Raw genomic sequence first — 26,618 nt, forward strand, 5'->3', positions numbered from 1 at the left:
CAGTCACCCGGACGTCACTCCGGAGGAGCACCTTCGGCTCATGAACTTGAGCCGCCGCCAGCTCCTGGCCGCCACTGCCGTCGCGGGTGCAACTGCCGCAGTACCGAGCGTTACCGCCGCCGCTTCCGTCGTACGCCGGGACCGGCCCGCCTTGCCGTCCGGAATCATGTCGGGTGACGTCACGTCGAACTCGGCCGTCGTCTGGTCGCGTACCGACCGCCGTGCCCGCCTGACCGTCGACCTGACCAGCAATGGCCGGTTCGACCGGGCCGTGCGGCTGCGCGGCCCGATCACCTCGGCCGACCAGGACTACACGGCCCAGCTGCCGCTGCGTGGTCTGCGCCCCGGTCAGCGCTACGACTACCGGATCGGCTTCGAGGACGCCTACGGCCGCCGCGGCGAGACCATCGAGGGCTCCTTCAGTACGCCGGGCCGCAATCGCCCCGTCAGTTTCGTGTGGACCGGCGACACGGCCGGCCAGGGCTACGGCATCAACCCAGACATCGGCGGCATGATCGCGTACAAGGCGATGCACCAGACCCGCCCCGACTTCTTCCTGCACTCCGGCGACAACATCTACGCTGACGGCCCGATCGCGGCCTCGGTGGCGATCCCCGACGGCACCACCTGGAAGAACGTGGTGACCGAGGAGGTCAGCAAGGTCGCCGAGACGCTGGCGGAGTACCGGGGGCGGTACAAGTACAACCTGCTCGACCACAACCTCCGCGACCTGTACGCCGATGTGCCGATCGTCAGCCAGTGGGACGACCACGAGACGCTGAACAACTGGTACCCCGGCGAGATCCTGACCGACGACCGCTACACCGAGAAGCGGGTCGACGTGCTGGCCGCCCGGTCGCGGCAGGCGTTCCTGGAGTACCTGCCGATGGTGCACACCGCCGGCCGCAACCGCATCTACCGCAAGGTGAGCTATGGCCCGCTGCTCGATGTCTTCTGCCTCGACATGCGGACGTACCGCGGCGCCAACCCGGCACCGGGTGTGGCAGGGTCGGTCGCGATGCTGGGTGCCGAGCAGGCAGCATGGCTGGTTCGCGAGGCCGCCGCTTCCAAGGCGACCTGGAAGGTGATCGCCAGCGACATGCCGCTGGGTCTGCTGGTGCCGGACGGTACCGAGATCGAGGCTGTCGCCAATGGGCTGGCGGGTGCGCCCGGTGGTCGCGAGCACGAGATCGCCTGGGTGCTCTCGCAGTTCAAGCGCCGGAAGGTCAAGAACACGGTCTGGCTGACGGCGGACGTGCACTACTGCGCCGCGCACCACTACGACCCGTCCCGGGCGGCCTTCACCGACTTCGACCCGTTCTGGGAGCTGGTCGCCGGTCCGGTCAATGCCGGTACGTTCGGGCCGAACGCGCTGGACCCGACCTTCGGGCCTCGGTTGGAGTTCGTGAAAGCAGCTGACTTCCCCAACCAGCCGCCGTCGGGTGGCAACCAGTTCTTCGGGCACGTGTCGATCGACCCCCGGTCCGCGGTCTTCACCGCCTCGCTGCGAGATCTCTACGGCAAGGTGCTCTGGCGCAAGGACCTGCCACCGGCCCACCACCACTGACAACTCTGGGGAGCGGCCCGCTCACCAGTCCGGATGCCTAGCGCGGGATGCCGCCCGCTGAAGGCCTGGTGAGCGGGACGCGCAAGGGAAAACAGGCTTTAGTGGCCCGGCAGGCCGTACTAGGTTGGCTCGCATGAGCTACCCAGAGAGTCGCCGTGACGAGACTGTCGTCGACACCCTGCACGGACGCGAGATCGCCGACCCGTACCGCTGGCTGGAGGACGCAGACTCCGCCGAGACCAAGGACTGGGTCTCCCGCCAGAACTCTGCGACCGAGACCGAGCTGTCGAGCTATCCAGAGCGCGCCTGGTTCCAGGAGACGATGACGGCGATCCTGGCGCGCCCGCGGGCCGGAGTACCGGTGCGGAAGTCCGGCTGGTACTTCGTCGGCCGCAACGACGGCACCCGGGCGCAGGACGTCCTGTATGTCGCCGACTCCCTGCAGGGACTGCTCGAGGGCGGCCGGGTCATCATCGACCCGAACAAGCTGTCCGTGGACGGCACTGACTCGCTCGGCAACTTCACCGTCAGCCCGGACGGCCGGTACTTCGCCTACGGCGTCAATGAGAGTGGGAGCGACTGGACCACCTTCCGGCTGCGTGAGGTGGCTACTGGCGCCGACGTGGACGACATGGTGACTCGTGCCAAGTTCTCCGAGGCAACCTGGCTGCCGGACTCATCGGCGTACCTCTACCTGCACTACCCGGCCAGTGGTCGCAGTGAGGGCACCGAGACGCAGGCACTCGGTGGTGGCCAGTTGAAGCTGCACAAGGTCGGTACACCGCAGGACGACGACCAGCTGATCCTGAACTTCCCGGACAATCCGCAGATCTTCATCCAGCCCGAGGTGTCCGACGACGATCGGTACCTCGTGGTGACGCTTGCCGAGGGCACCGATCCGGCGACGCGGCTGTGGGTCTATCCGCTGGCCGACGGCGGGCTGGGGGAGCCGATCAAGGTGATCGACGAGTTCCGCGACGAGACGCTGTTCGTCCGGATGTCCGGCGACCAACTCGTACTGCGGACCGACCGCGACGCATCCCGGGGCCGGGTGGTGACCTCGGATCTGGCCGGCAACTTCACCGACCTCATCCCCGAGGGCGACAACGCCTTGCTGACCGTGAGCGGCACGTTGGCGGGGCTTGCCGTGGTGACCCTGGTCGACGCGCAGCCGGTGCTCGCGCTGCACTCCTTGGAGGGCGGCGACGGCCAGGTGGTGCCGGTGCCGGGTGGGGGCTTTGTGGGGTTGAACGCGTCGACGAAGTACGACGAGCTGTTCATTGGCTTGTCGTCGACCACGGATCCGACGGTCGCGTATGTGGTCTCGGCTGAGACGGGTGAGTTCCGGGCGCTGCCATCGTTGGTGCCGGCCGGTGTCGGCTTCCTGTCGCCGGACATCACCGTGAGCCGTCGGGTCGAGCCCGGGCGGCAAGTGCCGTACTTCCTGATCAGCCGGGCCGACCTGACCTTCGACGAGCCGCGGCCGACGTTGATGTACGGCTACGGCGGCTTCGGCATCCCGATCATGGCCGACTACCGTCCGGGCTGGCCGGCCTGGCTTGCGGCGGGCGGCGTACTGGTGATCACCAACTTGCGTGGCGGTGGGGAGTACGGGAGCTCCTGGCATGACGACGGGCGGCTGCGGAACAAACAGAACGTCTTCGACGACTTCATCGCGGTCGGGGAGGACCTGACCAAGACCAAGGTCAGTACACCGGCGCAGCTGGCCATCCACGGCCGCAGCAACGGCGGACTGCTCGTCGGAGCGGTGATGGCCCAGCGGCCGGACCTGTTCGCGGTGGCGCTGCCCGGTGTCGGCGTGCTGGACATGCTGCGCTTCCACCTCTTCACTGTGGGCGCTGCCTGGGCATCGGACTTCGGACTGCCCGACGACCCGACACAGTTCGAGGACCTGCTGGCCTACTCGCCACTGCACAACCTGCGCGACGGTACGTCGTACCCGGCGACTCTGGTCGTCACCGGCGACCATGACGACCGGGTGGTGCCACTGCACAGCCACAAGTTCATGGCGACCTTGCAACACGTTCAAGCTGGTAGTAGTCCGGTGCTCAGCAGAATCGAGGTCAACACCGGTCACGGCTTCGGTAAGCCCGCGGCCATGGTTGCCTCGGAATGGGCCGACCTGCTGGCGTTTGCCGCTCACCACACAGGCCTGCAACCGGACGCCTGACTCTTGGGGTTCGCGGCTGGGCCGAACGGTGGCCCGGCCGCGGGCGAGTCAGGGTTGTTTCACCAGATCTTGGGGGCGATGAGGTCGCGGGGGTCGTTGTGGGGCTGACAGCCGTGCGGCGTCTCGTCGTACTGGGTGGTCAGGCCGCTGGTCGCCAGGGTGCGCACGGCGTTCACGAGACGGTCGACGTGCTCGCGGGTCGTACCGAGGCCGAGGCTGGCCCGGACGGCCGTGGCCTCCGGCGAGTCGGCGAGCAGGTGGCCGACCAGCGGGTGCGCACAGAACTTGCCGTCCCGTACGCCGATCCCGTACTCCGCCGAGAGCGCTGCCGACACCAGCGTCGAGCTGACCCCGTCGATGGTGAAGCAGACCGTGCCGACCCGGTCAGCGTCGGCGCCGAAGATGTCGTACGTGTTTACGCCGGCGATCTGGGCCAAACCGGTGCGGAGCCGGGCGAGCAGGCTGCGCTCGTGCTGCTCGATCGCCTCGCGGTGCTGGGTGATCGCGGCGCAGGCGGCGGCCAGTGCGATCGCGCCGATCACGTTGGGGGAGCCGCCTTCGTGCCGGGCCGGGCCTTCGTTCCACACGGTCGTGTCGCTGGTCACCGCGGCCGTCGCGCCGCCGCCCAGCAGGTACGGGTCGGCTGCGTTGAGCCAGTCGGCCCGGCCGATCAGCGCGCCGGCACCGTACGGGGCGTAGAGCTTGTGGCCCGACAGTGCGACCCAGTCGACGTCCAGCTCCTGGATGTCGACGGCGCGGTGCGGGGCGAGCTGCGCGGCGTCGAGGCAGACGCGGGCGCCGTGGGCCTTGGCGACGGCGGCGATCTCGGCGATCGGGAAGATCTCGCCCGTGACGTTCGACGCGCCGGTGATGACGACCAGGCGGGGACCCTCGGGTGCTTCGCGCAGCGCGTCGGCAACTGCGGTCACCGCTGCGGTGGGGCTGGTCGGCGCGGCGAGCCTGGTGGTGCGCTCGGCGGGCCAGGGGAGAAGGGCTGCGTGGTGCTCGGACTCGAACACGATCACGGTCGCGTCGGCCGGTACGGCGCGGGCCAGCAGGTTGAGTGCGTCCGTGGTCTGCCGGGTGAAGATCACCTGGTCGGTCTCGCGGGCGCCGACGAAGCCGTGCACCTCGGCGCGGGCCCGCTCGTACCACTGGGTGGTGATCCGGGAGGCGTAGCCGTTGCCACGGTGCACCGACGCGTACGACGGGAGCGCGGCCTCGACCGCCGCTCGCACCGACTCCAGACACGGCGCGCTCGCACCGTGGTCGAAGTTCGCGTAGTCCGTCACGCGACCGTCGGCCAGCGGGACCAGCAGGTCGCTCGCGACGGTCGCTGGGATGTTGCCGGTGGTGAGCTTGCTGATCACCGGCCGGGTGGTCACGGCGGTGTTGGAAGGCTCGAGGATGGAGAGGATCGACATGGTTCTGCTCCCGGGTGGTCCGCACTTGCCGAATCGGGGTATCCGAACGGCCGGGTCCTCACCCGGGGCACCCCACCGCGGAGGAGGGTTGCCGGCCAGCGAGCCGGGGCTTGACGCTGACACTCATGACCTGCCGAAGACGGTAACCAACGATCCGTGGTCTGCGCCAGCAGCTATCTCAGTGTTTGGGATACTCGCACGTATCGTGAGACGGTAGGCGTGCGCTGCGAGGCTTTTGTGGTTGTTGCTTGATGCAATGGCCCGGGGGAGTGGCGTCGGGAGAGGATGCGCGGATGACCTGGATCGCACCTGAGGTCGAGCGGCCCGAGGGCTCGCTCGTCGCGCCCGAGCAGGAGTTGCTCGCCGGCTACCTGAACTTCTACCGGACCACGCTGCTGTACAAATGCTCCGGTCTGACCGCCGAGCAACTGGCCGCGCGGCCGTCGCCGCCCTCCAACCTCTCGCTGCTCGGGCTGATCCGGCACCTGACCAAGGTCGAGCGGATCTGGTTCCGCATCCACTTCGCCTCCGCCAGGCCCGCTCCCGCAGCGCCCGCACCTTCCGCCGCGCCCGCGCCTGCCCCCGCATCTTCCGCCGCGCCCGCCTCCGCCTCTGCCCCCGCCTTTGCCGAGCCGGCTGAGCCGGTCTTCGACCCGGCGCTGGGCAAGGACGCTGACTTCGAGTTGATCGACGCGAGTCGCGCCCAAGCGGAGTACGAGGCCCTGATCGACGAGTGGGCGCTGTCCGACAAGGCCGCCGAGGGCTACTCGCTCGACCAGCAGTTCACCTTCCGTGACGAGGTGTCCTCGCTCCGGATGATCTACATCCACCTGATCGGCGAATACGCCCGCCACTGCGGCCACGCCGACTTCCTCCGCGAACACCTGGACGGCGTGACCGGCGCCTAATGCCGGCGCTTGGACACGCCCGGCCGCGGGGGGCTGTGACGCTACGGATGGGGCGGTGTGATCGGCGTGTGACACGTGTGACTCGAGTGGTAGTCGGGGTAGCCTGCTAGATATGGCTACCCGCACGTCTTCCCCGGCGCGGGCGCGGAAGTCGGCAGCTAGCAGCCCCGCATCGGGCCGCTCGGCAGCTGGTGGCCGCTCCCGTCCGTCAGGCGCCCAGAAGCGTGGGCAGAGCACGAAGCGCAGTGGTACCACCGCTGCGCGGACTGCCGTACCCAAATCCACTGGGGCCGGCCCGTTCGCGGCCGCCATGCTCGCCCTCGCCAGGGGGCTGGTCAAGGTCTGGATCGGGATCGCCCACCTGCTCGGCAGCATGGTCCGCGGCATCGGCCACGGCGCCCGTGACCTCGACCCCGCCCACCGCCGCGACGGCGCCGGCCTCACCCTGATCGGCCTGGCGTTCGTAGTGGCCGCCGCGATCTGGTGGGACATGCCCGGCGCGGTCGGCAAGGGCATCCGGGTGGCGGTCGGCGGCAGCGTCGGCATGCTCGGCTGGGCCGTCCCGCTGATGCTCCTGTTCATCGCGCTGCGCACCATGCGTCACCCGGACCGCAATGGCCCGGCCGGACGCCAGGTGATCGGCTGGACCGCGGTTTCGCTCGGAGTGCTCGGCCTGGTCCACATCGCCAACGGTCTGCCGCGTCCCGGCAACCCGTCCGACGGCAGGCTGCAGGACGCCGGGGGAGCGATCGGTTACGTCGTCTCCTCGCTGCTGTCCGACCTGCTCACGCAGTACGTCGCAGCGCCGCTGCTGGTGCTCCTTTCGCTCTTCGGCGCCCTCGTCGTCACCGGTACTCCGATCTATGCGATCCCGTTGCGAGTACGCGCGGCGTTCGACGTACTGCTCGGACGTACTGAACTCCCGGCCGACGCGCCCTCAGTGGCTGCGGCCGCCGACGACACCGTGCGTCTGACGCGCAAGGAGCGCCGCGCGAAGGCTGCTCTGGACGACGACGGTGAGCCGACCGTCAAGCCCTACGACTCGCCGGTGCTCGAAGGCCGCGAGATCAACAAGCGCGGCCGCAAGAAGGCGCCGATCGAGACGGACGAAGAGCCGTACGACGTTGACGCGGACGCCGCTGCAGCAGCTGCCGCCGCGGCACCCCCGATCTATGGCGCGGTCGCCGGTGCGATGAAGGCCGGCTCCAAGAAGGACCCGGAGCCTGAGTCGGTCGTCGAGCCGCCTCCGCACACGCCGCTCCCGCAGCGGGTGGAGCAGCTCAGCCTCTCCGGTGACATCACCTACACGCTGCCCGACGGCCAGATGCTCAAGCCTGGTTCGGTGCACAAGGCCCGTACGAAGGCTTCGGACGCGGTCGTCGACCGGCTGACCGAGGTGTTCGACCAGTTCGGCATCGACGCCCAGGTCACCGGCTACACGCGCGGACCGACAGTCACGCGGTACGAGGTGGAGCTCGGCTCCGCGGTCAAGGTCGAGAAGGTCACCGCGCTGTCGAAGAACATCGCGTACGCGGTGGCCTCGGCCGACGTCCGGATCCTGTCGCCGATCCCGGGCAAGTCCGCGATCGGCATCGAGATCCCGAACGTGGACAAGGAGATCGTCAGCCTCGGCGACGTGATCCGGTCCGCGACCGCGCGCAACGACCACCACCCGATGGTGGCCGGGCTCGGCAAGGACGTCGAGGGCGGCTTCGTCGTCGCCAACATGGCGAAGATGCCGCACCTGCTCGTCGCGGGTGCGACCGGCTCGGGTAAGTCGTCGTTCGTCAACTCGCTGATCACCTCGGTGCTGATGCGGTCGACGCCGGACGAGGTCCGGATGGTGCTGGTCGACCCCAAGCGGGTCGAGCTGAACAACTACGAGGGCATCCCGCACCTGATCACGCCGATCATCACCAGCGCGAAGAAGGCGGCCGAGGCGCTGCAGTGGGTCGTCCGCGAGATGGACATGCGCTACGACGACCTGGCGGCCTTCGGGTTCCGGCACGTCGACGACTTCAACAAGGCGGTCCGCGGCGGCAAGATCAAGCCGCCGCCGGGCAGCGAGCGCGTCCTCACGCCGTACCCGTACCTGCTGGTGATCGTCGACGAGCTCGCCGACCTGATGATGGTCGCGCCGCGCGACGTCGAGGACTCGATCGTCCGGATCACCCAGTTGGCCCGGGCCGCCGGTATCCACCTGGTGCTGGCCACCCAGCGTCCTTCGGTCGACGTGGTGACCGGTCTGATCAAGGCGAACGTGCCGTCCCGGCTGGCCTTCGCGACCTCGTCGCTGGCGGACAGCCGGGTCATTCTGGACCAGCCCGGCGCGGAGAAGCTGGTCGGCCAGGGTGACGGGCTGTTCCTGCCGATGGGCGCGAGCAAGCCGATGCGGATCCAGGGCGCCTGGGTCACCGAGAACGAGATCCGGGCGGTGGTCGAGCACTGCAAGGAGCAGCTGCAACCGACGTACCGCGAGGATCTGATCGCACCGACGGGGCCGAGCAAGGACCTCGACGACGAGATCGGGGACGACCTCGACCTGGTCGTCCAGGCGGCCGAGCTGATCGTGTCCACCCAGTTCGGCTCGACGTCGATGCTGCAACGTAAGCTCCGGGTCGGTTTCGCCAAGGCGGGCCGGCTGATGGACATCCTGGAGAGCCGGGGTGTGGTCGGGCCGAGCGAGGGTTCCAAGGCCCGCGACGTACTGGTGAAACCGGACGACCTAGAGGACTTCGTCGCCACATTGCGAGGAGAGTGACCCGTGACCGCCCATACCGCGATGCCCCGGTCTGAGCAGCACGCTGTCGACACCGATCCAGCCACCCACGAGTTCACCGTCAAGGCCTCCCAGAAGGTGCACGGAGCCCTGGCCGTCGGCGCCGGCCTGGTCGCGATCGGTTTCGCGACCTCGGCGTCGACCAGCCCCACCGGCGTACTGCGCTGGATCGCCGCGGCAGCTTTCGTCGTGCTCGCGGTGATCTGTGCGCGGGCGATGACCGTCGGGGCGATGCTGGTCGCCGACGAGGTCGGGATCCGGTTGCGGATCCGCAACGAATGGATCGGCACCCGATGGGAGGAGATCGAGGAGGTCACCGTGCTCAAGCGGCGGCACCCGCTCGATGACGGCCGGATCGCGGTCCACCTGTTCGACCCCGGACCGGTGCTCAGCGAGATGCCGGCCGCGACTCGCAAGGTCACCGATGCCAACCGGCGGCTGACCGGCACCTCACTCGCGGTACCGTTCGGGTTGACGGCAAGGCCGTCCAACGGGGAAGTGGTACAGGCTCTGCACATGCTGGCGGACACCAGGTGTCCGGTCAGGGAACAAGTCTGAGCCTTGCGTGACCCCGTCGAGCCCAGGGCGTTGACTGTTGTGACGTCGGCGTACTGGTAGCCAACTTCGTAGACGGTGGAGAGGTGGTGGGGCGTGAGCATCGGCAGCGAGCTCACGGCGGCCCGCGAACGGGCCGACATGACGATCGAGCAGCTGAGTACGTCGACCCGGATCAGATCCGGGCTGCTCGCCGCCATGGAGGCCGACGACTTCTCCCGCTGCGGCGGTAATTTCTATGCCCGCGGTCACATCCGGTCGATCGCGCGTGTGGTGAAGGCGGATCCGGAAGCCCTGCTGGCGAAGTTCGACGAGGCGAACCCGGCACCGCAGCCGGACCGCGTCCGTCGGGAGGAGCGCGCGAGCGACAAGCGCCCGATCCTGCACTCGGCCCGCCCACGCTGGGGACTCGTCCTCGGCGCGATCCTGGTCGCCCTGATGGGCTGGGGCATCATGCGCCTCTTCACCCTTCCCAGCGACGTCGAGGCCAACGCCTCCAAGACGACTCCGACGGCGGCCGTCACCACCCCCGCGCCCAAACCGTCCGCCAAGCCCACCGCGAAGCCGACCACCCCCGGGAAACCGCAGAAGCCCGCTGCGCCCCTCCGCACCAAGCTCTCCCTGACCGCCCGAGGCGACGGCTCCTACGTCACCATCCGCAACTCAAAGGGCCTCAAACTCTTCCAGGGCGTCCTCGGCCCCGGCTCCACCCAAACCATCAACTACGCCGGCGAAATCCGCGTCACCTTGGAAAGCGGCGGCAACATCACCGTCTACATCAACAACACCAAGGTCACCCCACCCGCCAAACGCTTCACCATCCTCCCCACCGGCAAAATAGCCACCCCCGAAGACTGACCCCGCTGCGCCAATTTCGATGCGGTCGGGGGAGGGGTCATACTCGGGGGTGATGACTACGACTCCCACCACCGTTGCCCTGGTCACGCTGGGCTGTGCTCGTAACGACGTCGACTCCGAGGAGTTGGCCGGCCGGCTCGAGGCCGGTGGTTTCCGGCTGGTCGAGGATGCCGCCGAGGCAGACACCGTGGTGGTGAACACCTGCGGATTCGTCGAGGCCGCCAAGAAGGACTCGGTCGACACCTTGCTCGCCGCCTCCGACTACAAGGAGTCCGGCCGCACGCAGGCCGTCGTAGCAGTCGGCTGCCTGGCCGAGCGGTACGGCGAGCAGTTGGCCGAGGCGCTCCCGGAGACCGACGCAGTGCTCGGCTTCGACGACTACGCGGACATCTCCGACAAGCTCCGCTCGATCCTCGCCGGCACCAAGCACCAGTCGCACGTCCCACGCGACCGCCGCAAGCTCCTCCCGCTAGCCCCCGCCGACCGCGCGAACGCCCACGGCGTAGCAGTCCCCGGCCACGGTGACAGCGCCAAGCAGGGCGACGCCGGCGAGCAGAACCCGAACGGCGCCACAGCTCCCGCTGCCGAGCAGAGCCTGGACAGCGAGGCCGGTGCTGCCGCGAAGCGGAGGATCAACGGTGATGTTGCCGCCGAGGTGCAGGCCCAGCGTGAGCAGGGCCTCAAGGGACGTACGGTCAAGGCCTCCGAGCCGACTGAGCTGACCATCGACGCTCCTGACCTAGCTTCCGCTCCGGCCAGCGGTCCGCGGATCGTTCGGCGCCGGCTCGACGGTGGGCCGATGGCTCCGTTGAAGCTGGCGTCCGGTTGCGACCGCCGGTGCGCGTTCTGCGCGATCCCCGCCTTCCGTGGCGCCTTCGTCTCGCGCCGCCCGACCGAGGTACTCGGCGAGGCGCACTGGCTGGCCGAGAACGGCGTCCGCGAGGTCTTCCTGGTCTCCGAGAACTCCACCTCGTACGGCAAGGACCTCGGCGATCTGCGCCTGCTCGAGACCCTCGTCGCGGAGATCGCCGAGGTACCGGGCCTGACCCGCGTCCGCGTCTCGTACCTCCAGCCCGCCGAGATGCGCCCGACCCTGATCACGGCGATGGCCTCGACCCCCGGCGTCGTCCCGTACTTCGATCTCTCCTTCCAGCACGCGTCCGGCCCGTTGCTGCGCCGGATGCGTCGTTTCGGTGACTCCGAGCGTTTCCTCGAACTGATTGCGCAGGTCCGCGCCCAGGCGCCGACGGCCGGCATCCGGAGCAACGTGATCGTCGGCTTCCCGGGCGAGACGGAGGAGGACGTGGACATTCTCTGTGACTTCCTTTCCCGCGCCGGCCTCGACGCGATCGGTGTGTTCGGCTACTCGGACGAGGACGGCACCGAGGCCGAGACGTACGACGGCAAGCTCGACGAGGACACCATCGCGGCCCGACTGGACCGCGTCACCCGGCTCGCCGAGGACCTGACGTCGGCCCGCGCCGAGGACCGGATCGGTGAGACCGTCGAGATCCTGGTCGAGTCGATCGACGGCGACACCGCCGAAGGCCGCGCCGCCCACCAGGGCCCTGAGGTCGACGGCTCGACGACACTCACCGGCTTCCCGGCGGACCTCGCGATCGGCGATCTGGTCACCGCCGAGGTGGTCGGGACCGAAGGCGTCGACCTGATCGCCGCCTTCGCCGCGCAGGTACGCACCCGAGAGGGCGTTCCGGCAGCTAACCTGACCGCGTGACCATCCCGCCGACGAACCCGGTGCCGCGCGCCGCCGCCGGCCAGCTCAGCGCGCCCAGCGCCTGGAACGTGGCGAACGCGCTGACCGTCCTGCGGCTGGTCCTGGTGCCCTTGTTCGTCTGGCTGTTGCTCCGCGACGTCGGCGCGAGCGACGGCAACCGGCTGCTCGCCACCGCCGCCTTCGTGGTCGCGATCGTCACCGACCGGTTCGACGGCGATATCGCGCGCCGCTGGAACATGGTCACCAACTTCGGCAAGATCGCCGACCCGATCGCCGACAAGGCACTCACCGGGGCAGCGTTCATCGGTCTGTCGATCCTCGGCGATCTGCCCTGGTGGGTCACCGTCGTCGTGATGGTCCGTGAATGGGGTGTCACCGCCCTCCGGTTCTGGGTGATCCGGCACGGCGTGATGCCGGCCAGCCGCGGCGGCAAGCTGAAGACGGTCCTGCAGGCGATCGCCCTCGGCCTCTACCTCCTTCCCTGGCACTCGGTCGCTGTCGTGCACTGGACTGCGATCGTCTTCATGGCCGCCGCCGTCATCGTCACGATCGTCACCGGTATCGACTACGTCGGCCGCGCTCTCCGCCTCAGAGCCGCCGCGAAGCGCCCCCTCCAGTGACCGCGAACCAGGCCCAGGTGCCAGCCGACTCCGCTACCATCGGCGGATCTCCGGAGGTGTTGCTGGGGCTGGTTGCGCGGTTGAAGGAGCGCGGGGAGACCCTCGCGACGGCGGAGTCGCTGACCGGCGGCATGGTCGGTGCGGCACTGACGGACGTGCCAGGCGTGTCAGCGGTCTATCGAGGCGGAGTCGTCGTCTATGCGACCGACCTGAAGGCGACTCTGGCCGGCGTGCCCGCGGACCTCCTGGCCGATGTGGGCCCGGTTCATCCGGACACGGCCGCTGCCCTGGCCACGGGCGTCCGAGAGCGCCTCGGGGCCACCTACGGGCTAGCCACGACCGGTGTGGCCGGACCGGACCCGCAGGCCGGCATCGAAGCCGGCACCGTCTACGTAGCGGCCGCCGGACCAGGCGCGGTACGGGTGCGGAAGTTGGCTCTGAGCGGTGACCGGGCAGCTGTCCGGCAGGGCAGCGTGCGGGCCGTCCTGGAACTCGCTGCCGAGTTGGTGGCGGAAGAACTGGCTTGATCGGGGTGTTGAGACCACCATGGGAACAGGTAGGGCAGACTGGCACGGCGCACCGAAGCTGGACATTGCGAGGAGTAGTGACCCGGCAACGGGTACCGTTGGTCCCCACGGTCGAGCTACGGTGCGAGTAGGTTCGGTCCGACAGGCGGAAGGGAGAAACCTCATGGTGCTGGTTCGTGGCCTCCTGGGCGACGTCCTGCGGCGCAAGCGGCTGCGCCAGGGGCGCACTCTGCGCGAGGTGTCCGCCGATGCTCGGGTCAGCCTCGGCTACCTGTCGGAGGTCGAGCGCGGCCAGAAGGAGGCGTCGAGTGAGTTGCTCGCCGCCATCTGCATGGCGCTGGAAGTACCGCTGTCCACGGTCTTCGCCGAGGTAAGCGAGGATCTGGCCCGCGAAGAGGCTCTGGTGCTGGCCCATCCGGCGATCGAGCCCGAGGTCGTTGCCTCCGCTGCCTGACCCCGGCAGCTCGTGGACGTTCATCGTCCGCTCTCCAGCCATGGCGTCCTGGTCGGCCAGACAAGCTGCAGTGCTTCGATCGGTGGCTCCTCGGGGCGTCTGAACATCGTGTTCGCCGTGTAGAGGTGCGTCGTCGAGTCGGGCACCCGGAGCAGTCGCGGCTCCAAGAACTCGCTGAGATCGGCACCTTCGTCGAACCGCCGCCCGGACAGCACCGCCTCCGCCAGCGGCTGGAACTCGTGGGCGACAGAGCCCGGATGGCAGTTGAAGGTGATGAACTCCGGATGCCCGTGCAGGCTCAGCCCGAGCGTGTAGGCGTAGGCCGGATTGCGGCTGTCCGCGCCCTCGATGAACTGCACCGTCCAGCCGTGCTGCCGGATGTTGCTGAGCAGCCGCTGCTCGTACTCGGGATTCGTGATGCCGCCGCAGATGTCGCACATGAAGCTCTCCTCTCGGATTCGAACAAATGTTCGACTCGTCAGGGAAGGTATCCGGTTCTCCGTCGGATCAGCGGTTCATCCACAGGCGGATCTCAGGGCTCGGGCTGGCAGGTCGGGCACCAGTAGCTGACCCGCTCTCGGGGCGGCTCGCCGATCGGCGCCGTCCGGATCGTCGTCCGGCACCGCCGGCACGGTTTGCCTGGCCGCTCGAACACATACGACCGCTGACCAGGTCGATCTACCCCAGTCGTCACTTGGGCAGCATGCCTTAGATTCGCCTTCATCAGCCGGCGGCTCAGGTCGACCGCTGCCGCCAGGTCGACCGACGCCACCGTCCGCCACGGGTGAAGGCCGAGCAGGAAACACACCTCGGTCCGATAGAAGTTGCCGATTCCGGCGAGGTTCCGCTGATCCAGCAGCGCCTCACTGATCGTCCGCTCCGGTTGGGCCGCCAGATTGGCCAGCGCGAGCTCCCGATCGAAGCTGGGCGACAACAGATCCGGCCCCAGATGACCTACCACGGTGTCTTCCGACTCGGTCGCGACCAGCTCCAGCACCGGCAGCCGATACCCCACGGCCGTCCAGTCAGCGGTCTTCAGCACGGCTCGCACCTGATGATCCGGACCGCCTTTCCAGGATTCGCCCGGCCGGTACAGATGCCAGCTGCCGTCCATCCGGAAGTGACTGTGGATCGTCACGCCAGCCGACAACCGCATCAGCAGATGCTTGCCCTTCGCAACGACCTCGAGCATGGTCCGTCCGCTGAGGTCCGTCGTGGCGAGCGTCGGCACCCGGAAGTCCGTCTCCGTCAGCTCATGTCCACCCAGGGCTTGGTCGAGCCGCTTGCACGCCCGCCAGACGGTATCTCCCTCAGGCATGGCTCAGGCCCGGAGCCGCAGCCCGCGCGGCGTCGCGTGGAATCCGGCCTTGGCCAGCGCGTCGCCGAACGCCGTATGCCGCACCTGCTCGCCATCGGCCGTCTCCACGCTGAGCTTGCCCAAGTGCCCGTCCCTGATCGCCAGCGCCAAGGCATCCACCGCCGGTTGCAGCAGCTCCGGGTCTTCGGTGAAGCTCAGCACAGTCCGCCCGCCACGCTCGACGTACACGATCAGCCGTCCGTCGACGAGCATCACGAGCGCGCCGGCCTTCCGTCCCGGTCGATGCCCGCCCGCGTTCTCCCGCTCAGGCCAAGGCAGAGCAGCGCCGTAGGGATTAGCCGGATCAGAAGCAGCCAGTACTACGGCCCGCGCCGCCGGCTCCTCCTTCGCCCTACTGCCCGACGACGACCCACCAGTCGGCAACTCGGCCATCGCCCGCAGACGGTCGACCGCACCCGGCAAGGCGAACTGCGCAGCCCCCAACCCGGCCACGAAGTACCCACGTCGGCATCGCCCGGACTCCTCGAATGCGCTCAGCACCTTGTAGACCGCGGCGAACCCGCCCGGCGTCCGCTCGGTGATGACCGAGCCACGCGTGACGATCCCATAGCGGTCCAGCAGCGTCTCCGCCGCAGCGTGCGCCCGTCGGGTCGCGTCCTCGTTGCGCTCGGGCAGCAACGACCAGCGTCCGCCCGCCGTGGGTGGACCGCTCCGAGCAGGCATCGCCGGACGCCCTGGCCTCAAGGCGCGTCCGGGTCGAGCGCGAGGCGCAGTACGTCGGGTCCGATGGGTGCCTCGCCCTCCGCCGACCAATGACCGGACCGGCGCCAGGGTGTCGTTGGTCAGATGCCCGGCCCAGACGAGATCCCACAGGATGCCGACGAGCGTCTCGTCATCGACCACCCCGGCCGCCGCGCCCACCGCATCGCTCAGTTGCCGGAAGAAGAACGCACCGCCCCCGGCCAACGCGTCCAGCACGGCCTGATGCGTCTCGCCGACCTCGAACGACGGATCCGGATCGGGCAGCGTGAGATCGCAGTTGTCCGCGAGGTGCAACGAGACCCAACCATCGGTACCAGGAAGCGAACCGGACCCAGCCCACACGATCTCGCCGGTCGCCGTCAGCTCGTCCAGCATCGACGGTTGATACCCCGGCACGCGCGACGGCAGCACGATCGACTCCAGCGCCGACGCAGGGACCGCACAGCCTGCCAGTTGCTCAACAGCACCCAGCAGTACGTCGTACCCCCGGCCGCGACTGCTGGTGATGCCTTGCCACGCGGGCAGGAATCGCGCCAGCGCGGACGGATCGACCGGCTCGACCTCCTTGCGCAGCGCGGCGAGCGACCGGCGGCGGAGCAGCCTCAGGATATCGCTGTCACACCACTCCATCGCGATCCCGCCAGGCAGGAACTCACCCTCGACCACCCGCCCGGCTGCTGCCAGCCGGCGCAAGGTGTCGGACACGACCGCCACGCCGATGCCGAGGTTCGTCGCGAGATCGATGGCACGGAAGGGACCGTGGGTCCGGGCATAGCGAGACACCAGGTCGCCCATCGGGTCGGCGACCGACTCGGCATGCGCCTCGGCGATACCGGGCGGCAGCGGTACACCGAGCGCATCACGCAACCGCGCGACGTCCTCCACCACGGCCCACCGGTGTTCACCCGCGATCCGCACCCGGACCACCCGGCGGGCGGCGGCGAGTTCGGTCAGCCAGGCTTCGGCATCCGAGCCGTCGACGCAGCGTTGGGACGCCTCGGACAGGGACAGCGGACCGATCAGCCGTAGTACGTCGAAGAGGCCTTCGCCGTTGCGGGCGCGCCGGTCCTCGGCGAGGCGTTGCAGCTCGGCCTCTGTGCGCAGTACGACCTCGGCGTCGAGTAGTTCGCGCAGCTCAGTGCGGCCGAGCAGCTCGGACAGCAGGCTTTGGTCGAGCGCCAGCGCCGCCGCGCGCTTCTCAGCAAGTGGGGTGTCGCCCTCGTACATGAAGGCGCCCACGTAGCCGAACAGCAGCGACTTCGCGAACGGCGAGGCCTCGGGTGTCTCCACCTCGACGACGGAGATCCGTCGCTCGCTGATGCCCGTCAGCAGGTCCTTGAGCGCGTTCAGGTCGTAGACGTCCTGCAGCACCTCGCGCAGCGTCTCGAGCACTATCGGGAACGAACCGTATTTGCTTGCCACGCTCAACAACTGCGCCGACTTCTGCCGTTGCTGCCACAGGGGCGATCGCTTGCCCGGGTTTCGCCGGGGGAGCAGCAATGCGCGCGCCGCGCACTCACGGAAGCGGGCTGCGAACAAGGCCGAGCCGCCAACCTCGTTAGTGACCAGATCCTCGATCTCGGCCGCATCGAACAGCACGAGATCGGCACCCGGCGGCGGCTCATCCGTCTCCGGCAGACGCAGCACGATGCCGTCGTCACCGGAGACCGATTGCGCGTCCATCCCGTACCGCTCGCGGAGCCGCGCGGCGATCGCCAGCGCCCAAGGACCGTGGACCTGACCCCCGTACGGCGAATGGATGCAGACCCGCCAGTCGCCCAGCTCGTCCCGGAACCGCTCGACCACGATGGTGATGTCGTCGGGCACCCGGCTGGTCGCCTCGCGTTGCTCACCGAGGTAGGCGACCAGGTTGTTCGCGGCGTACTCGTCGAGGCCGGCGTCGCGTGCCCGCTTGACCGCCTTCGCCGGCGGCAGCGCGGCCATGGTCCGGACGAAGGCGCCGGTCGCGGCACCGAGCTCGGCCGGGCGACCGACGGCGTCGCCCTTCCAGAACGGCAGTCGCCCCGGCTGACCTGGCGCCGGCGAGACCAGTACGCGGTCGTGGGTGATGTCCTCGATCCGCCAACTCGACGCGCCCAGCGTGAAGACGTCGCCGACCCGGGACTCGTAGACCATCTCCTCGTCGAGCTCGCCGACGCGGTGGTTGGTCGACTCGCCGACCAGGAACACGCCGAACAGGCCGCGGTCCGGGATCGTACCGCCGCTGGTCACCGCGAGCCGTTGCGCGCCGGGCCGGCCGGAGATCTCGCCGCTGACCCGGTCGAACACGATCCGCGGACGCAACTCGGCGAACTCGTCCGACGGGTATCGCCCTGACAGCATGTCCAGCACACCGTCGTACGCCGAGCGCGGCAATGACGCGAACGGGGCGCAGCGGCGTACCAGTGTGTAGAGCTCGTCCACGTCGATCGTGTCGAGTGCGACGATCGAGACGATTTGCTGGGCCAGCACGTCGAGCGGGTTGGCCGGGATGTGCAAGCTCTCGATCAGGCCGTCGCGCATCCGCTGGACCACCACGGCCGTGTCGACCAGGTCGCCGCGGAACTTCGGGAACAGCACGCCACGGGAGACCGCGCCGACCTGGTGACCGGCGCGACCGACCCGCTGCAGCCCGCTCGCGACCGAGGGCGGCGCCTCGACCTGGATGACCAGATCGACCGCGCCCATGTCGATGCCGAGCTCGAGACTGCTGGTCGCCACGACACAAGGCAGCCGCCCCGACTTCAGATCAGTCTCGATCAGAGCTCGCTGCTCCTTGCTGACCGAACCGTGATGAGCCCGGGCGATCAGCGGGGGAGCGGCCAATGATGCGCCGGATTGAGCCATCACCTGGGCAGGTGATCCCATCTCGGGCAGTTCGAGCTCAGCGCGCTCGGCGGCGATCTCGTTGAGCCGGGCGGTGAGTCGCTCTGCCAGCCGCCGGGAGTTGGAGAAGACGATCGTGGACCGGTGCGCCGAGATCAGATCGAAGACGTGCTCCTCGACATGCGGCCAGATCGAGGCGTGCCGCGGCGGCCCGGCGGCCGATCCGGAGGTCTCGATCTCGGTGTTCGCCAGCTCGGCCATGTCCTCGACCGGTACGACGACGCTCAGGTCCCACTGCTTGGTGAACTTCGGCTGGACGATCTTCACGGGCCGCTCGCCGCCGAGGAACCGGGCGACCTCCTCAACCGGCCGCACGGTCGCGGACAGGCCGATCCGCTGGGCGGGCTTGGGCAGCAGTGCGTCGAGCCGCTCGAGCGTGAGGGCGAGATGCGCACCGCGCTTGGTGCCGGCGACCGCGTGCACCTCGTCGATGATGATGGTCTCCACGCCGCGCAGCGACTCCCGCGCCTGCGAGGTGAGCAGGAGGAACAGCGACTCGGGGGTGGTGATCAGTACGTCGGCGGGCTTCGTGGCGAACCGTCTGCGCTCGTTGGCCGGGGTGTCGCCCGAGCGGACCGCGACCTCGACGTCGATCGGTGCCTCGCCCAACCGCCGCGCGGTCTCCCGGATGCCGATCAGCGGCGCTCGGAGGTTGCGCTCGACGTCGACCGCCAGTGCCTTCATCGGCGACACGTAGAGCACCCGGCAGCGCAGCTTCGGATCATCCGGCGGTGGGATTGTGGCGAGCCGGTCGAGCGCCCAGAGGAAGGCCGCCAGCGTCTTGCCGGAACCCGTCGGGGCGACCACCAGCGCGTCCCGGCCCGCTGTGATCGCGTCCCACGCCTCGAGCTGGGCCGGGGTGGCCGCCTCGAAGACGTCGTCGAACCACGCCCGGGTCGCGGGCGAGAATCGGCTCAACGCGCTGGATTTCTGCACGATGCCCATCTTGCCCGGCCGCTCCGACATTTTCCGGTCGGACCTTGACCGCGGGCTGTCCCCGGCTTCTGGAATGATCGTCGGCATGAAGAACCGCGTGCGCCTCGCGCTCGTCATCATCGCCTGCCTGGTCGGCCTGACCGGCTGCGTGAAGCTCGATGGCGACCTCAAGGTCAACTCCAACGAGACCGTCTCCGGCAGCATCAAGATCGGCATCGACAAGCAGCTGGCCAACTCCAGTGGCCAGTCCCTCGACCAGATCCGGGACGCCGTCACGAAGGGCCTCGAGCAGACCGCCACCGAGGGGGTCAACTGCAAATCCTTCGAGGACGACAAATACCTCGGCTCGGACTGCTCGTTCGACAACGTGCCGTTCCGCGAGATGGGTCAGTCGACCGATGAGGGGGTCGGGTTCCGCAAAGAGGGCGACAAGTTCTTCGTCTCGGTCAAGGACCTGGGCCTGGGCAGCAACACGGGTGGCATCACGCCGGTGGTGAACTTCAAGATCACCATGCCGGGCAAGATCCTCGAGCACGACTCGGGCGCCAAGGTCAGCGGCCGCACGGCGACGTACGACAGCCTCGACAAGCTGGGCAAGGTGTCGCTGACGTCCGAGGCGGGCAGCAGCTTCCCGGCCTGGGCGCTGATCCTGATCATCGTGCTCCTGCTGCTCGGCGGCGGTGCCGTGGCCTTCTTCGTACTGCGTGGTCGCAAGGCCAAGACGCAGCAATACGGCCAGTACGGGCAGTACCCGGGTCAGCCGCAGGGGCAGTGGGGTCCCCAGTACGGCGGCCAGCCGGGGGCGCCTGGTCAGTACGGTCCTCCTCCCGGCCAGCCTGGCTATGGGCAGCCAGGTCAGCCTGGTCCGTACGGGCAGGGCCAACAGGGGCCGTACGGTCAGCCGGGGCAGCCGCCGCAGCAGTACGGACAGCCTGGTCCGGGGCAGTACCCTGGGCAGCCGCAGCCTCCGCAGCAGGGTCAGCCCGGCCAGTGGGGACCGCAGCAACAGCCGCCGCAGCAGGGCCAGGGTGGTTGGGGTCAGCCGCCTCAGGGACCGCCTGCTCCAGGTCAGCCTCCGCAGGGGCAACCGCCGCAGGGCCAGCCTCCGCAAGGGCGGCCGCCGCAAGGACAGCCCCCGCAGGGACAGCCGCCTCAGCAGGGTCAAGGTGGTTGGGGTCAGCCGCCGCAGCAGGGCGGACAGCAAGGTGGCTGGAACCGGCCGCCGGACAACGATGGGCAGTAATGAGACTGACGGAGTTCTGGACCCGGATGGACAGCCATCTGGGTCCTGCCTACTCGCGAACCTGGGCTGAGACCCAGGCGCTGAGCGGGCTCGGCGGCCGCACGGTCGACGAGGCCCTCGCCGACGGCGAGGCCGCCAGAGAGGTCTGGCGCGCCGTCTGGGCGCACCTCCAACTCCCGCCCAGCGAGCGCTAGCCCGGTAACAACTTCCGCCGGGCCAGCTCCAGCTCCTGCCGGCAGTGGGGCAGGCGGCAGTGGGGTCAGGCGGTCCAGTCGGTCCGTGCGGCCCAGTCCTCGGCCGGCAGGTAGATCAGGTCGCAGACCGGGTCCTTCAGATCGGCGTACTCGCCGACGGACTCCAGCGGCAGGGTCGCAGCGCGCCGCTTGAACTCGCCGTACGCCGCAGCTGTGTCCGGGTGTGCGCGCAGATAGTCCCTGAACAGCAACGCGTACCGCTGGTTAGCGCGGCCGGTCACGCGCAGGTGCAGGTTCACCCGGCGGCGGTACAGGGGCTCGACCACGAGTCTCTTGACCCACTGGAACTCGTCCTTGGGTAGCCCGGGCACCGGGTGGTCGCGGCGAGGCGGCCTGGCCTCCCAGTCAGCCGCGGCCAGAAGCTGCACGGCGTCATCCAGCTCGGACTCGGCAGCGACCGACGCCTGGATGTCCAGGATGTCCTTGGCCGCCAGACCCGGCACAGAGGTCGAGCCGATGTGGTCCACCCGCACGACCTTGTCGCCGAGGATGTTGGTGATCACCTGAGCCGTCTTGTCGAACTGCGCAGCCCAGGTCGGATCCGGATTGACGATGGCGATCGCGCTCATGAGGTGAATCATTGCAGCGACGTGGTGGCACAGACAGTCCTTATTCGGCAGGCGGCACCCTCATTCGACGGGCTTCACCCGGAACGCGCTGGTGCTGAGCAGCTCGGCAGCGGCGTACGCGGCCCGGCGGATGCCCTTGCGTTCGTCGAAGAATCCGCCGACCACGCCGACGGCCGGGAGCTTGCCGAGCATCCTGGCGCTGATACTGCCGCGTGGGCGGTCCTCGAACACCTCTCCGAGCCCGCCGAGGAGCTTGCTGATCCGCCAGACGAGGCGGACACCCTTGCGCAGTCCGCCCTCTTCCGAGTCGTCGCCCAGCCCCAGTTGCACCGCGACGTCCTTGCCGGCCGTGGTCGGGTCGTCGTAGCGGAGTACGTCGTCCAGGGTGATCGGACGCGCGGTGAGCACTCGGGCCATCACTGCGGTCCGGTCCGCATGCGCGTCGACGCCGTACTCGCGGCAGACCGCACCGATCACCATGGCCTGTACGGAGGCGCCGAGGGTGTCCTTGATCGGCAGGGCGTCCGCAGCGGCGCCACTGAGCCGGGGGAGACCCGCCACCACGGCAGCGAATCCGCCGAGCCGCTCCACCCACCAGTCGCAGCGCTTGGCCAGCGGCAGCGTCGGCCACTCGGCGTGTCCGGGCACCTTCATCCGCAGCAGCCGGTCGACCGCGAGGATCAGGCCCTTCTCGGCCAGGTTGGGTTGCTCCTGGGCGGAGTACTCGGTCAGGATGCCCCGGATGCCGAACGGGTCCTGGGTGCGGAGCGCGTCGAGAACCGAGTCGATGCCGAACTCGACCCGGCTGAGGGCGAGCACGACGGCGGAGTCGGGGACGTCAGGGCGGTCGGTCACGTCCGCCAGGGTAGGGACTGGGCGGGCCGGCCACGATCTCCGGGGTCCATCGGCGTGTCAGTTGTGATTCGAACAGGTGTTCGGGCTATTTTGTGCCGTACGAGTTCCGCGGATCGGCCGGGTTTGTCCACAGATTCTCTCCGGCACCGAAAACTGTCCGTCGGAACCCATACCGTCTCTGGCGACAACGAATTTCCTCCGGGCAGCTGTGACAGCGGCCCCGATAGTAGATGGGTTAGGTGGCAGTCACATGGCTGGTGCAGCGGCGAAGGATGACCGCAAGGTCGCGGATCGCGAGAAGGCGCTGGCGACCGCGCTGACGCAGATCGAGCGGAACTGCGGCAAGGGTGCGGTGATGCGCCTGGGCGATCAGGAGCGGGCGAAGATCGAGGTCATTCCGACCGGGTCGATCGCGCTCGACATCGCGCTCGGGATCGGCGGCCTGCCGCGCGGTCGTGTGGTGGAGATCTACGGCCCGGAATCCTCCGGTAAGACGACGGTCGCACTGCACGCGGTGGCGAACGCGCAGCGGGCCGGCGGGATCGCGGCGTTCATCGACGCGGAGCACGCGCTCGACCCGGACTACGCGCAGAAGCTGGGCGTCGACACCGACGCCCTGCTGGTCTCGCAGCCGGACTCCGGTGAGCAGGCGCTGGAGATCGCCGACATGCTGATCCGCTCCGGCGCGATCGACATCGTCGTGATCGACTCGGTGGCCGCGCTGGTGCCCCGGGCCGAGATCGAGGGCGAGATGGGTGACAGCCACGTCGGTCTGCAGGCCCGGCTGATGAGCCAGGCGCTGCGGAAGATGACCGGTGCGGTCAGCGGGACCAACACCACCGCGATCTTCATCAACCAGCTCCGCGAGAAGATCGGCGTCATGTTCGGCTCCCCGGAGACGACGACCGGTGGTAAGGCGCTGAAGTTCTACGCCTCGGTCCGGCTGGACGTCCGCCGGATCGAGTCGCTGAAGGACGGCACCGACTTCGTCGGTAACCGGACCCGGGTCAAGGTCGTGAAGAACAAGGTGGCCCCGCCGTTCAAGCAGGCCGAGTTCGACATCATCTACGGCCTGGGCATCAGCCGTGAGGGCAGCCTGCTGGACCTCGGGGTGGAGCAGGGCTTCGTCCGCAAGGCCGGCGCCTGGTTCACCTACGAGAGCGATCAACTCGGTCAGGGCCGGGAGAACGCGCGGAACTTCCTGCGCGACAACCCGGATCTGGCCAACGAGCTGGAGAAGAAGATCAAGGACAAGATGGGCATCGGGGTGGCAGCGGAAGCACCGGCCGACGCCAAGGCTGCGGCCGAGGTCGATGTCGACTTCTGATCACAGCTCGTCTCCCGGCGACGATCGTCCGGGCAGCTCCGGGCCGGCCAGTTCCAGGGGCCTGCCGGAGTTGCCCGCGGGAGTTCGCCGGGGACTAGCGGGTATCACCCCGCCGAAACAGGCGCCGGTGAGTCCCGACCCAGAGGTGGAACGAGTTCCGGTCCGCCCCCTCCCGTGGTCCCTGGAGGAGAAGACCGGAGCACCCAAGAAGCGCTCCACCCGATCCAGCAAGTCGGCTCGTACTGCCTCTGGAAAGTCTGGCCGTGCAGCCTTCGGCGACTCCGACCGTGTCAGGGCCGGCCGAATCGGCGGGAGTCGCTCGTCCGATGACGGCGCCTTCGACGCGTTCGAGGGGCAAGTGGACGGCATGCCGGACTGGGCCGTCGGCGAGCCTGGTACCACTGCGTCAACCGGCGCTACTCGCTCAGCAATCGGCAGTACCTCAGCTGCCGACGGCACGTCAGCTGCCGACGGCATCTCAGCTACCGGGAGCACCTCGGTTGCCAGCGGCTCTCCTGCTCTGCCCGGGGTCGACGGGGCAGGCGGTGTCGGTGTGGGGCCGTTTGAGGGTGCGAGTGATGATGCGGCGGCCGGGGCTGGTGCTGGGTTGTCGACTGGCGGTGGTCGGCGGCGATCTGGGATGCGGGGGAGCCGGAAGTTCGGGGGGAGGCGTCCGAGTGAGGTTGCGGATGCCGAGGTTGATGAGTTCGCGGATCCGCATTCGACGGCGCGGACGATCTTGCTCGACAAGCTGAGCGGGCAGCCGCGGACCCGGGCCGAGCTGGCCGATCTGCTGGCGGAGCGGGAGATTCCCGACGAGGTGGCGGGCGAGGTGCTCGACCGGTTCACCGAGGTCGGGCTGATCGACGACGCTGCTTTCGCCAACGCCTGGGTCGAATCACGCCATCGCGGCCGCGGTCTGGGCAAGCGCGCGCTCGCCCAGGAGCTTCGCCGCCGTGGAGTCGACGACGAACTGGCTCGCGACGCCATCGAAGAGATCGAGCCCGACCAGGAAGAAGCCACCGCGCGCGCCCTGGTCCGCAAGAAGCTCCGCTCGATGCGCTCCCTCGAACGCCAGGTCGCCATGCGCCGCCTCATCGGCATGCTCGCCCGCAAGGGCTACTCAGGCGCCCTGGCCATGACCGTCGTCAAACAAGAACTAGCCGCCTCCGACGAAGAACTCCCCCTCCTCAACGACTCCGGCCTAGAAGCCGACTAGCAGTCGCCCGCGCGATTCGTCCCCGTGGATGGCCAGGTGCGGATCGCAGCCGGGCAGCCTCGCAGTATGACGGTGACCCAGCGGTGTGGGTGGCCGGGGCGTCCGAGGTCGATCCCGTAGGCGGTGAACGGACGATCGCTGGAGGTGTTGTGAAGGCGGAGAACTGGAGGACCGCGACGTTTGCTGGTCATCGGCTCCGGTATGCGGTGATGGGGAGCGGTCCGGCGGTGGTGCTACCGAAGAAGGACCGCGGCTCCTATGTTCCGTTCGAGCGACTCTCCGGCCAGTACACGATGGTGCAGATCGAGCCGCTCAGGTTCGGCCGGAGCGACCGCCCAGACCCCTATCCATCGGTCGGCATCCACGAGCAAATCCTTGCGGTGTGCGACCAAGAAGCCATCCCCGAGTTCGCGGTGTGGGGCTTCTCGCAGGGTGGCGCCATGGCGTGCGCGATCGCTCAAGCAACCCCGCGAGCCCGCCTGGTGGTGTGCGGTGGGTTCAACGTGCTGCGGGGCATGTCCGACGCGTGGCTTGCCCGGATGAACCGGGAGCTTCGGATCCCGGTCGGCAGCCGAGCATTCTGGAGTTGGTTCCATCGCTACGACTGGCATGCGGAGCTTCGCCGGATGGCAGTACCGAAGCTGATGTACTGGGGCACGCTGGATGCGCAACGAGTCTCGCTGAAGGACCAGTACATCCTTCAGGGGCTCGGGATCGAAGTCTTTGAGTTCGCCGGTCTTGACCACGGCGGCTGTGGCTTCGGTGATCCGGGAAGCCCTGCGACCGACTTGGTGGCCGACTGGCTGCAGCGCCATGGATGGTGACCTGCGCGGCGAGGATGGTGACCTGCGCGGCGATCCAGTCGGGGGACGGCGAGTTACCTGCTGGTGTTGCGAGCGTCGGCTGCTGTGAGGCCGACGCGCATTGCGTCCTGCTCGCCGGGCTGCCATGGGCCGGAGGCGGCTAGGGGGATGTCGGTCATGAAGCGGCGCTCGGGTTCTGGGATCCGCGCTACGACGAGGTCGGGGTCTTTGGCGGCGGTGGCGTAGAGGTTGGGGCCGTCGGCGTAGAAGAGGTCGGCTACTACGAGTCGATTGTCTGCGCCGCGCATGACGTTGGACGGGTTGTTGTCCAGCGGGCCGCACCAAGGGAGCTCGTTCAGGGCGCGGGTGTGGATGCGGCAGATGATGTCCACGAGTTCGGCGACTTCTGGTGAGCGGGTGCTGATCGCTTGGTGGAAGGCGATGGCTTCGGGTTGGGGGACCGGGCGGAGCCATTCCATGAGTTGGAGGTCGCCGCCGCCGGTGAGGCGGCGGTGGGCGAAGAGCTCTGGGACCTGGCGGGTATGGGCGGCCTCTCGGTAGAGCGCCGCGGAGTACGGGCCGGTTGGGTCGAAAGGGCTGATGCGCGCGGCAACTGTGCCGTCCGGTGAGCGGAGTGCGATTGCCCAATCGCCGGCGCCGCAGGGGGTCCAACCCGCGGCGAGGAGCCAGCGTTCGGCGTCTCGGTGAGTGGCTTCCGGCTCGATCAGCGCGAGTGTTTCCGCAATCAACGCAGGCGTCCCGCGGTGTGCTTCCTCCGACGTCATGGCGTGGAGCATAGGCAACTACTGGTCGATGCCGCGCCCGAAT

General features: G+C 68.8%; 22 protein-coding genes and 1 riboswitch. Of the genes, 15 read left to right on the forward strand and 7 right to left on the reverse strand.

From position 1 onward, the window contains the following. Positions 1 to 40: 40 nt before the first annotated feature. Complete coding sequence (locus tag OHA70_RS28350; protein WP_328322718.1) at positions 41 to 1,567, forward strand: alkaline phosphatase D family protein; 1,527 nt, start codon at positions 41 to 43, stop codon at positions 1,565 to 1,567. Between the two features lie 133 nt (positions 1,568 to 1,700). Continuing rightward, complete coding sequence (locus tag OHA70_RS28355; RefSeq protein ID WP_328322719.1) at positions 1,701 to 3,758, forward strand: prolyl oligopeptidase family serine peptidase; 2,058 nt, start codon at positions 1,701 to 1,703, stop codon at positions 3,756 to 3,758. A 59-nt stretch (positions 3,759 to 3,817) separates the two neighbouring features. Here OHA70_RS28355 and OHA70_RS28360 read toward each other — a convergent pair whose 3' ends face one another. Then, positions 3,818 to 5,182, reverse strand: a complete 1,365-nt coding sequence (locus OHA70_RS28360) for an aminotransferase class V-fold PLP-dependent enzyme (protein WP_328322720.1) — start codon at positions 5,180 to 5,182, stop codon at positions 3,818 to 3,820. Between the two features lie 16 nt (positions 5,183 to 5,198). After that, positions 5,199 to 5,313, reverse strand: a riboswitch (SAM riboswitch). 162 nt (positions 5,314 to 5,475) lie between these two features. On the opposite strand from OHA70_RS28360, the gene OHA70_RS28365 reads away from it, so the two are divergent. From OHA70_RS28365 to OHA70_RS28400, 8 genes are all read left to right on the forward strand, one after another. After that, a complete protein-coding gene (locus tag OHA70_RS28365) occupies positions 5,476 to 6,090 on the forward strand; it encodes a DinB family protein (protein WP_328322721.1) in 615 nt (204 codons plus the stop codon). A 112-nt stretch (positions 6,091 to 6,202) separates the two neighbouring features. Then, positions 6,203 to 8,851 (forward strand): FtsK/SpoIIIE family DNA translocase, encoded by a 2,649-nt coding sequence (locus OHA70_RS28370; protein WP_328322722.1) that lies wholly within the window; start codon positions 6,203 to 6,205, stop codon positions 8,849 to 8,851. A 3-nt stretch (positions 8,852 to 8,854) separates the two neighbouring features. After that, complete coding sequence (locus OHA70_RS28375) at positions 8,855 to 9,427, forward strand: hypothetical protein (protein WP_328322723.1); 573 nt, start codon at positions 8,855 to 8,857, stop codon at positions 9,425 to 9,427. Positions 9,428 to 9,520: 93 nt separating this feature from the next. Then, positions 9,521 to 10,282: a helix-turn-helix domain-containing protein gene (locus OHA70_RS28380; RefSeq protein WP_328322724.1), complete on the forward strand. Its 762-nt coding sequence runs from the start codon at positions 9,521 to 9,523 to the stop codon at positions 10,280 to 10,282. Between the two features lie 52 nt (positions 10,283 to 10,334). Further along, the gene (locus tag OHA70_RS28385) at positions 10,335 to 12,017 is read left to right on the forward strand and encodes a MiaB/RimO family radical SAM methylthiotransferase (RefSeq protein ID WP_328322725.1); all 1,683 of its coding nucleotides are present in this window, start codon (positions 10,335 to 10,337) and stop codon (positions 12,015 to 12,017) included. Then, positions 12,014 to 12,637 carry a CDP-diacylglycerol--glycerol-3-phosphate 3-phosphatidyltransferase gene (pgsA, locus tag OHA70_RS28390; RefSeq protein WP_328322726.1) on the forward strand — a complete coding sequence of 208 codons (624 nt, stop codon included), beginning with the start codon at positions 12,014 to 12,016 and terminating at the stop codon, positions 12,635 to 12,637. The genes OHA70_RS28385 and pgsA overlap by 4 nt, the downstream gene beginning before the upstream one ends. 56 nt (positions 12,638 to 12,693) lie before the next feature. Continuing rightward, complete coding sequence (locus OHA70_RS28395; RefSeq protein ID WP_328322727.1) at positions 12,694 to 13,164, forward strand: CinA family protein; 471 nt, start codon at positions 12,694 to 12,696, stop codon at positions 13,162 to 13,164. A 163-nt stretch (positions 13,165 to 13,327) separates the two neighbouring features. Then, positions 13,328 to 13,618, forward strand: a complete 291-nt coding sequence (locus OHA70_RS28400) for a helix-turn-helix domain-containing protein (RefSeq protein ID WP_328322728.1) — start codon at positions 13,328 to 13,330, stop codon at positions 13,616 to 13,618. A 20-nt stretch (positions 13,619 to 13,638) separates the two neighbouring features. Here the strand turns inward: OHA70_RS28400 and OHA70_RS28405 are convergent, their stop codons facing one another. The 3 genes from OHA70_RS28405 to OHA70_RS28415 form a co-directional block, all read right to left on the reverse strand. Beyond that, positions 13,639 to 14,058 carry a DUF4262 domain-containing protein gene (locus tag OHA70_RS28405; RefSeq protein ID WP_328322729.1) on the reverse strand — a complete coding sequence of 140 codons (420 nt, stop codon included), beginning with the start codon at positions 14,056 to 14,058 and terminating at the stop codon, positions 13,639 to 13,641. Positions 14,059 to 14,150: 92 nt separating this feature from the next. Beyond that, a complete protein-coding gene (locus tag OHA70_RS28410; protein WP_328322730.1) occupies positions 14,151 to 14,936 on the reverse strand; it encodes an Fpg/Nei family DNA glycosylase in 786 nt (261 codons plus the stop codon). Between the two features lie 3 nt (positions 14,937 to 14,939). Further along, entirely contained in the window at positions 14,940 to 19,550 is a 4,611-nt protein-coding gene (locus OHA70_RS28415) for an ATP-dependent helicase (RefSeq protein WP_328322731.1), read from the reverse strand. Between the two features lie 55 nt (positions 19,551 to 19,605). On the opposite strand from OHA70_RS28415, the gene OHA70_RS28420 reads away from it, so the two are divergent. Continuing rightward, on the forward strand, positions 19,606 to 20,763 hold the full coding sequence (locus tag OHA70_RS28420) for an LppM family (lipo)protein (RefSeq protein WP_328322732.1): 1,158 nt from the start codon (positions 19,606 to 19,608) through the stop codon (positions 20,761 to 20,763). Continuing rightward, entirely contained in the window at positions 20,763 to 20,957 is a 195-nt protein-coding gene (locus OHA70_RS28425; RefSeq protein ID WP_328322733.1) for a DUF3046 domain-containing protein, read from the forward strand. The genes OHA70_RS28420 and OHA70_RS28425 overlap by 1 nt, the downstream gene beginning before the upstream one ends. Positions 20,958 to 21,022: 65 nt before the next feature. Here the strand turns inward: OHA70_RS28425 and OHA70_RS28430 are convergent, their stop codons facing one another. Then, entirely contained in the window at positions 21,023 to 21,586 is a 564-nt protein-coding gene (locus OHA70_RS28430) for a GrpB family protein (RefSeq protein ID WP_328322734.1), read from the reverse strand. 60 nt (positions 21,587 to 21,646) lie between these two features. Next, positions 21,647 to 22,441, reverse strand: a complete 795-nt coding sequence (locus OHA70_RS28435; protein ID WP_328322735.1) for a hypothetical protein — start codon at positions 22,439 to 22,441, stop codon at positions 21,647 to 21,649. Positions 22,442 to 22,691: 250 nt separating this feature from the next. On the opposite strand from OHA70_RS28435, the gene recA reads away from it, so the two are divergent. The 3 genes from recA (at position 22,692) to OHA70_RS28450 (ending at position 25,811) form a co-directional block, all read left to right on the forward strand. Next, the gene (gene recA / locus OHA70_RS28440; protein WP_328322736.1) at positions 22,692 to 23,768 is read left to right on the forward strand and encodes a recombinase RecA; all 1,077 of its coding nucleotides are present in this window, start codon (positions 22,692 to 22,694) and stop codon (positions 23,766 to 23,768) included. 127 nt (positions 23,769 to 23,895) lie between these two features. Beyond that, on the forward strand, positions 23,896 to 24,987 hold the full coding sequence (locus OHA70_RS28445; RefSeq protein ID WP_328322737.1) for a regulatory protein RecX: 1,092 nt from the start codon (positions 23,896 to 23,898) through the stop codon (positions 24,985 to 24,987). Between the two features lie 227 nt (positions 24,988 to 25,214). Beyond that, on the forward strand, positions 25,215 to 25,811 hold the full coding sequence (locus OHA70_RS28450) for an alpha/beta fold hydrolase (RefSeq protein WP_328322738.1): 597 nt from the start codon (positions 25,215 to 25,217) through the stop codon (positions 25,809 to 25,811). Positions 25,812 to 25,864: 53 nt separating this feature from the next. On the opposite strand, the gene OHA70_RS28455 is transcribed toward OHA70_RS28450, so the two are convergent. Next, on the reverse strand, positions 25,865 to 26,575 hold the full coding sequence (locus OHA70_RS28455; protein WP_328322739.1) for a hypothetical protein: 711 nt from the start codon (positions 26,573 to 26,575) through the stop codon (positions 25,865 to 25,867). Positions 26,576 to 26,618 lie beyond the last annotated feature (43 nt).

The sequence above is a fragment of the Kribbella sp. NBC_00382 genome (assembly GCF_036067295.1).
Classification (GTDB): Bacteria; Actinomycetota; Actinomycetes; order Propionibacteriales; family Kribbellaceae; genus Kribbella.

What these genes read in the sequence shown, in the direction of transcription:
- OHA70_RS28350 (WP_328322718.1), top strand. Translation starts at nt 41, where the DNA reads ATGAACTTGAGCCGCCGCCAGCTCCTGGCCGCCACTGCCGTCGCGGGT.
- OHA70_RS28355 (WP_328322719.1), top strand. Translation starts at nt 1,701, where the DNA reads ATGAGCTACCCAGAGAGTCGCCGTGACGAGACTGTCGTCGACACCCTG.
- OHA70_RS28360 (WP_328322720.1), bottom strand. Translation starts at nt 5,182, where the DNA reads ATGTCGATCCTCTCCATCCTCGAGCCTTCCAACACCGCCGTGACCACC.
- OHA70_RS28365 (WP_328322721.1), top strand. Translation starts at nt 5,476, where the DNA reads ATGACCTGGATCGCACCTGAGGTCGAGCGGCCCGAGGGCTCGCTCGTC.
- OHA70_RS28370 (WP_328322722.1), top strand. Translation starts at nt 6,203, where the DNA reads ATGGCTACCCGCACGTCTTCCCCGGCGCGGGCGCGGAAGTCGGCAGCT.
- OHA70_RS28385 (WP_328322725.1), top strand. Translation starts at nt 10,335, where the DNA reads ATGACTACGACTCCCACCACCGTTGCCCTGGTCACGCTGGGCTGTGCT.
- OHA70_RS28400 (WP_328322728.1), top strand. Translation starts at nt 13,328, where the DNA reads ATGGTGCTGGTTCGTGGCCTCCTGGGCGACGTCCTGCGGCGCAAGCGG.
- OHA70_RS28405 (WP_328322729.1), bottom strand. Translation starts at nt 14,058, where the DNA reads ATGTGCGACATCTGCGGCGGCATCACGAATCCCGAGTACGAGCAGCGG.
- OHA70_RS28410 (WP_328322730.1), bottom strand. Translation starts at nt 14,936, where the DNA reads ATGCCTGAGGGAGATACCGTCTGGCGGGCGTGCAAGCGGCTCGACCAA.
- OHA70_RS28415 (WP_328322731.1), bottom strand. Translation starts at nt 19,550, where the DNA reads ATGTCGGAGCGGCCGGGCAAGATGGGCATCGTGCAGAAATCCAGCGCG.
- OHA70_RS28420 (WP_328322732.1), top strand. Translation starts at nt 19,606, where the DNA reads ATGAAGAACCGCGTGCGCCTCGCGCTCGTCATCATCGCCTGCCTGGTC.
- OHA70_RS28425 (WP_328322733.1), top strand. Translation starts at nt 20,763, where the DNA reads ATGAGACTGACGGAGTTCTGGACCCGGATGGACAGCCATCTGGGTCCT.
- OHA70_RS28430 (WP_328322734.1), bottom strand. Translation starts at nt 21,586, where the DNA reads ATGAGCGCGATCGCCATCGTCAATCCGGATCCGACCTGGGCTGCGCAG.
- recA (WP_328322736.1), top strand. Translation starts at nt 22,692, where the DNA reads ATGGCTGGTGCAGCGGCGAAGGATGACCGCAAGGTCGCGGATCGCGAG.
- OHA70_RS28455 (WP_328322739.1), bottom strand. Translation starts at nt 26,575, where the DNA reads ATGACGTCGGAGGAAGCACACCGCGGGACGCCTGCGTTGATTGCGGAA.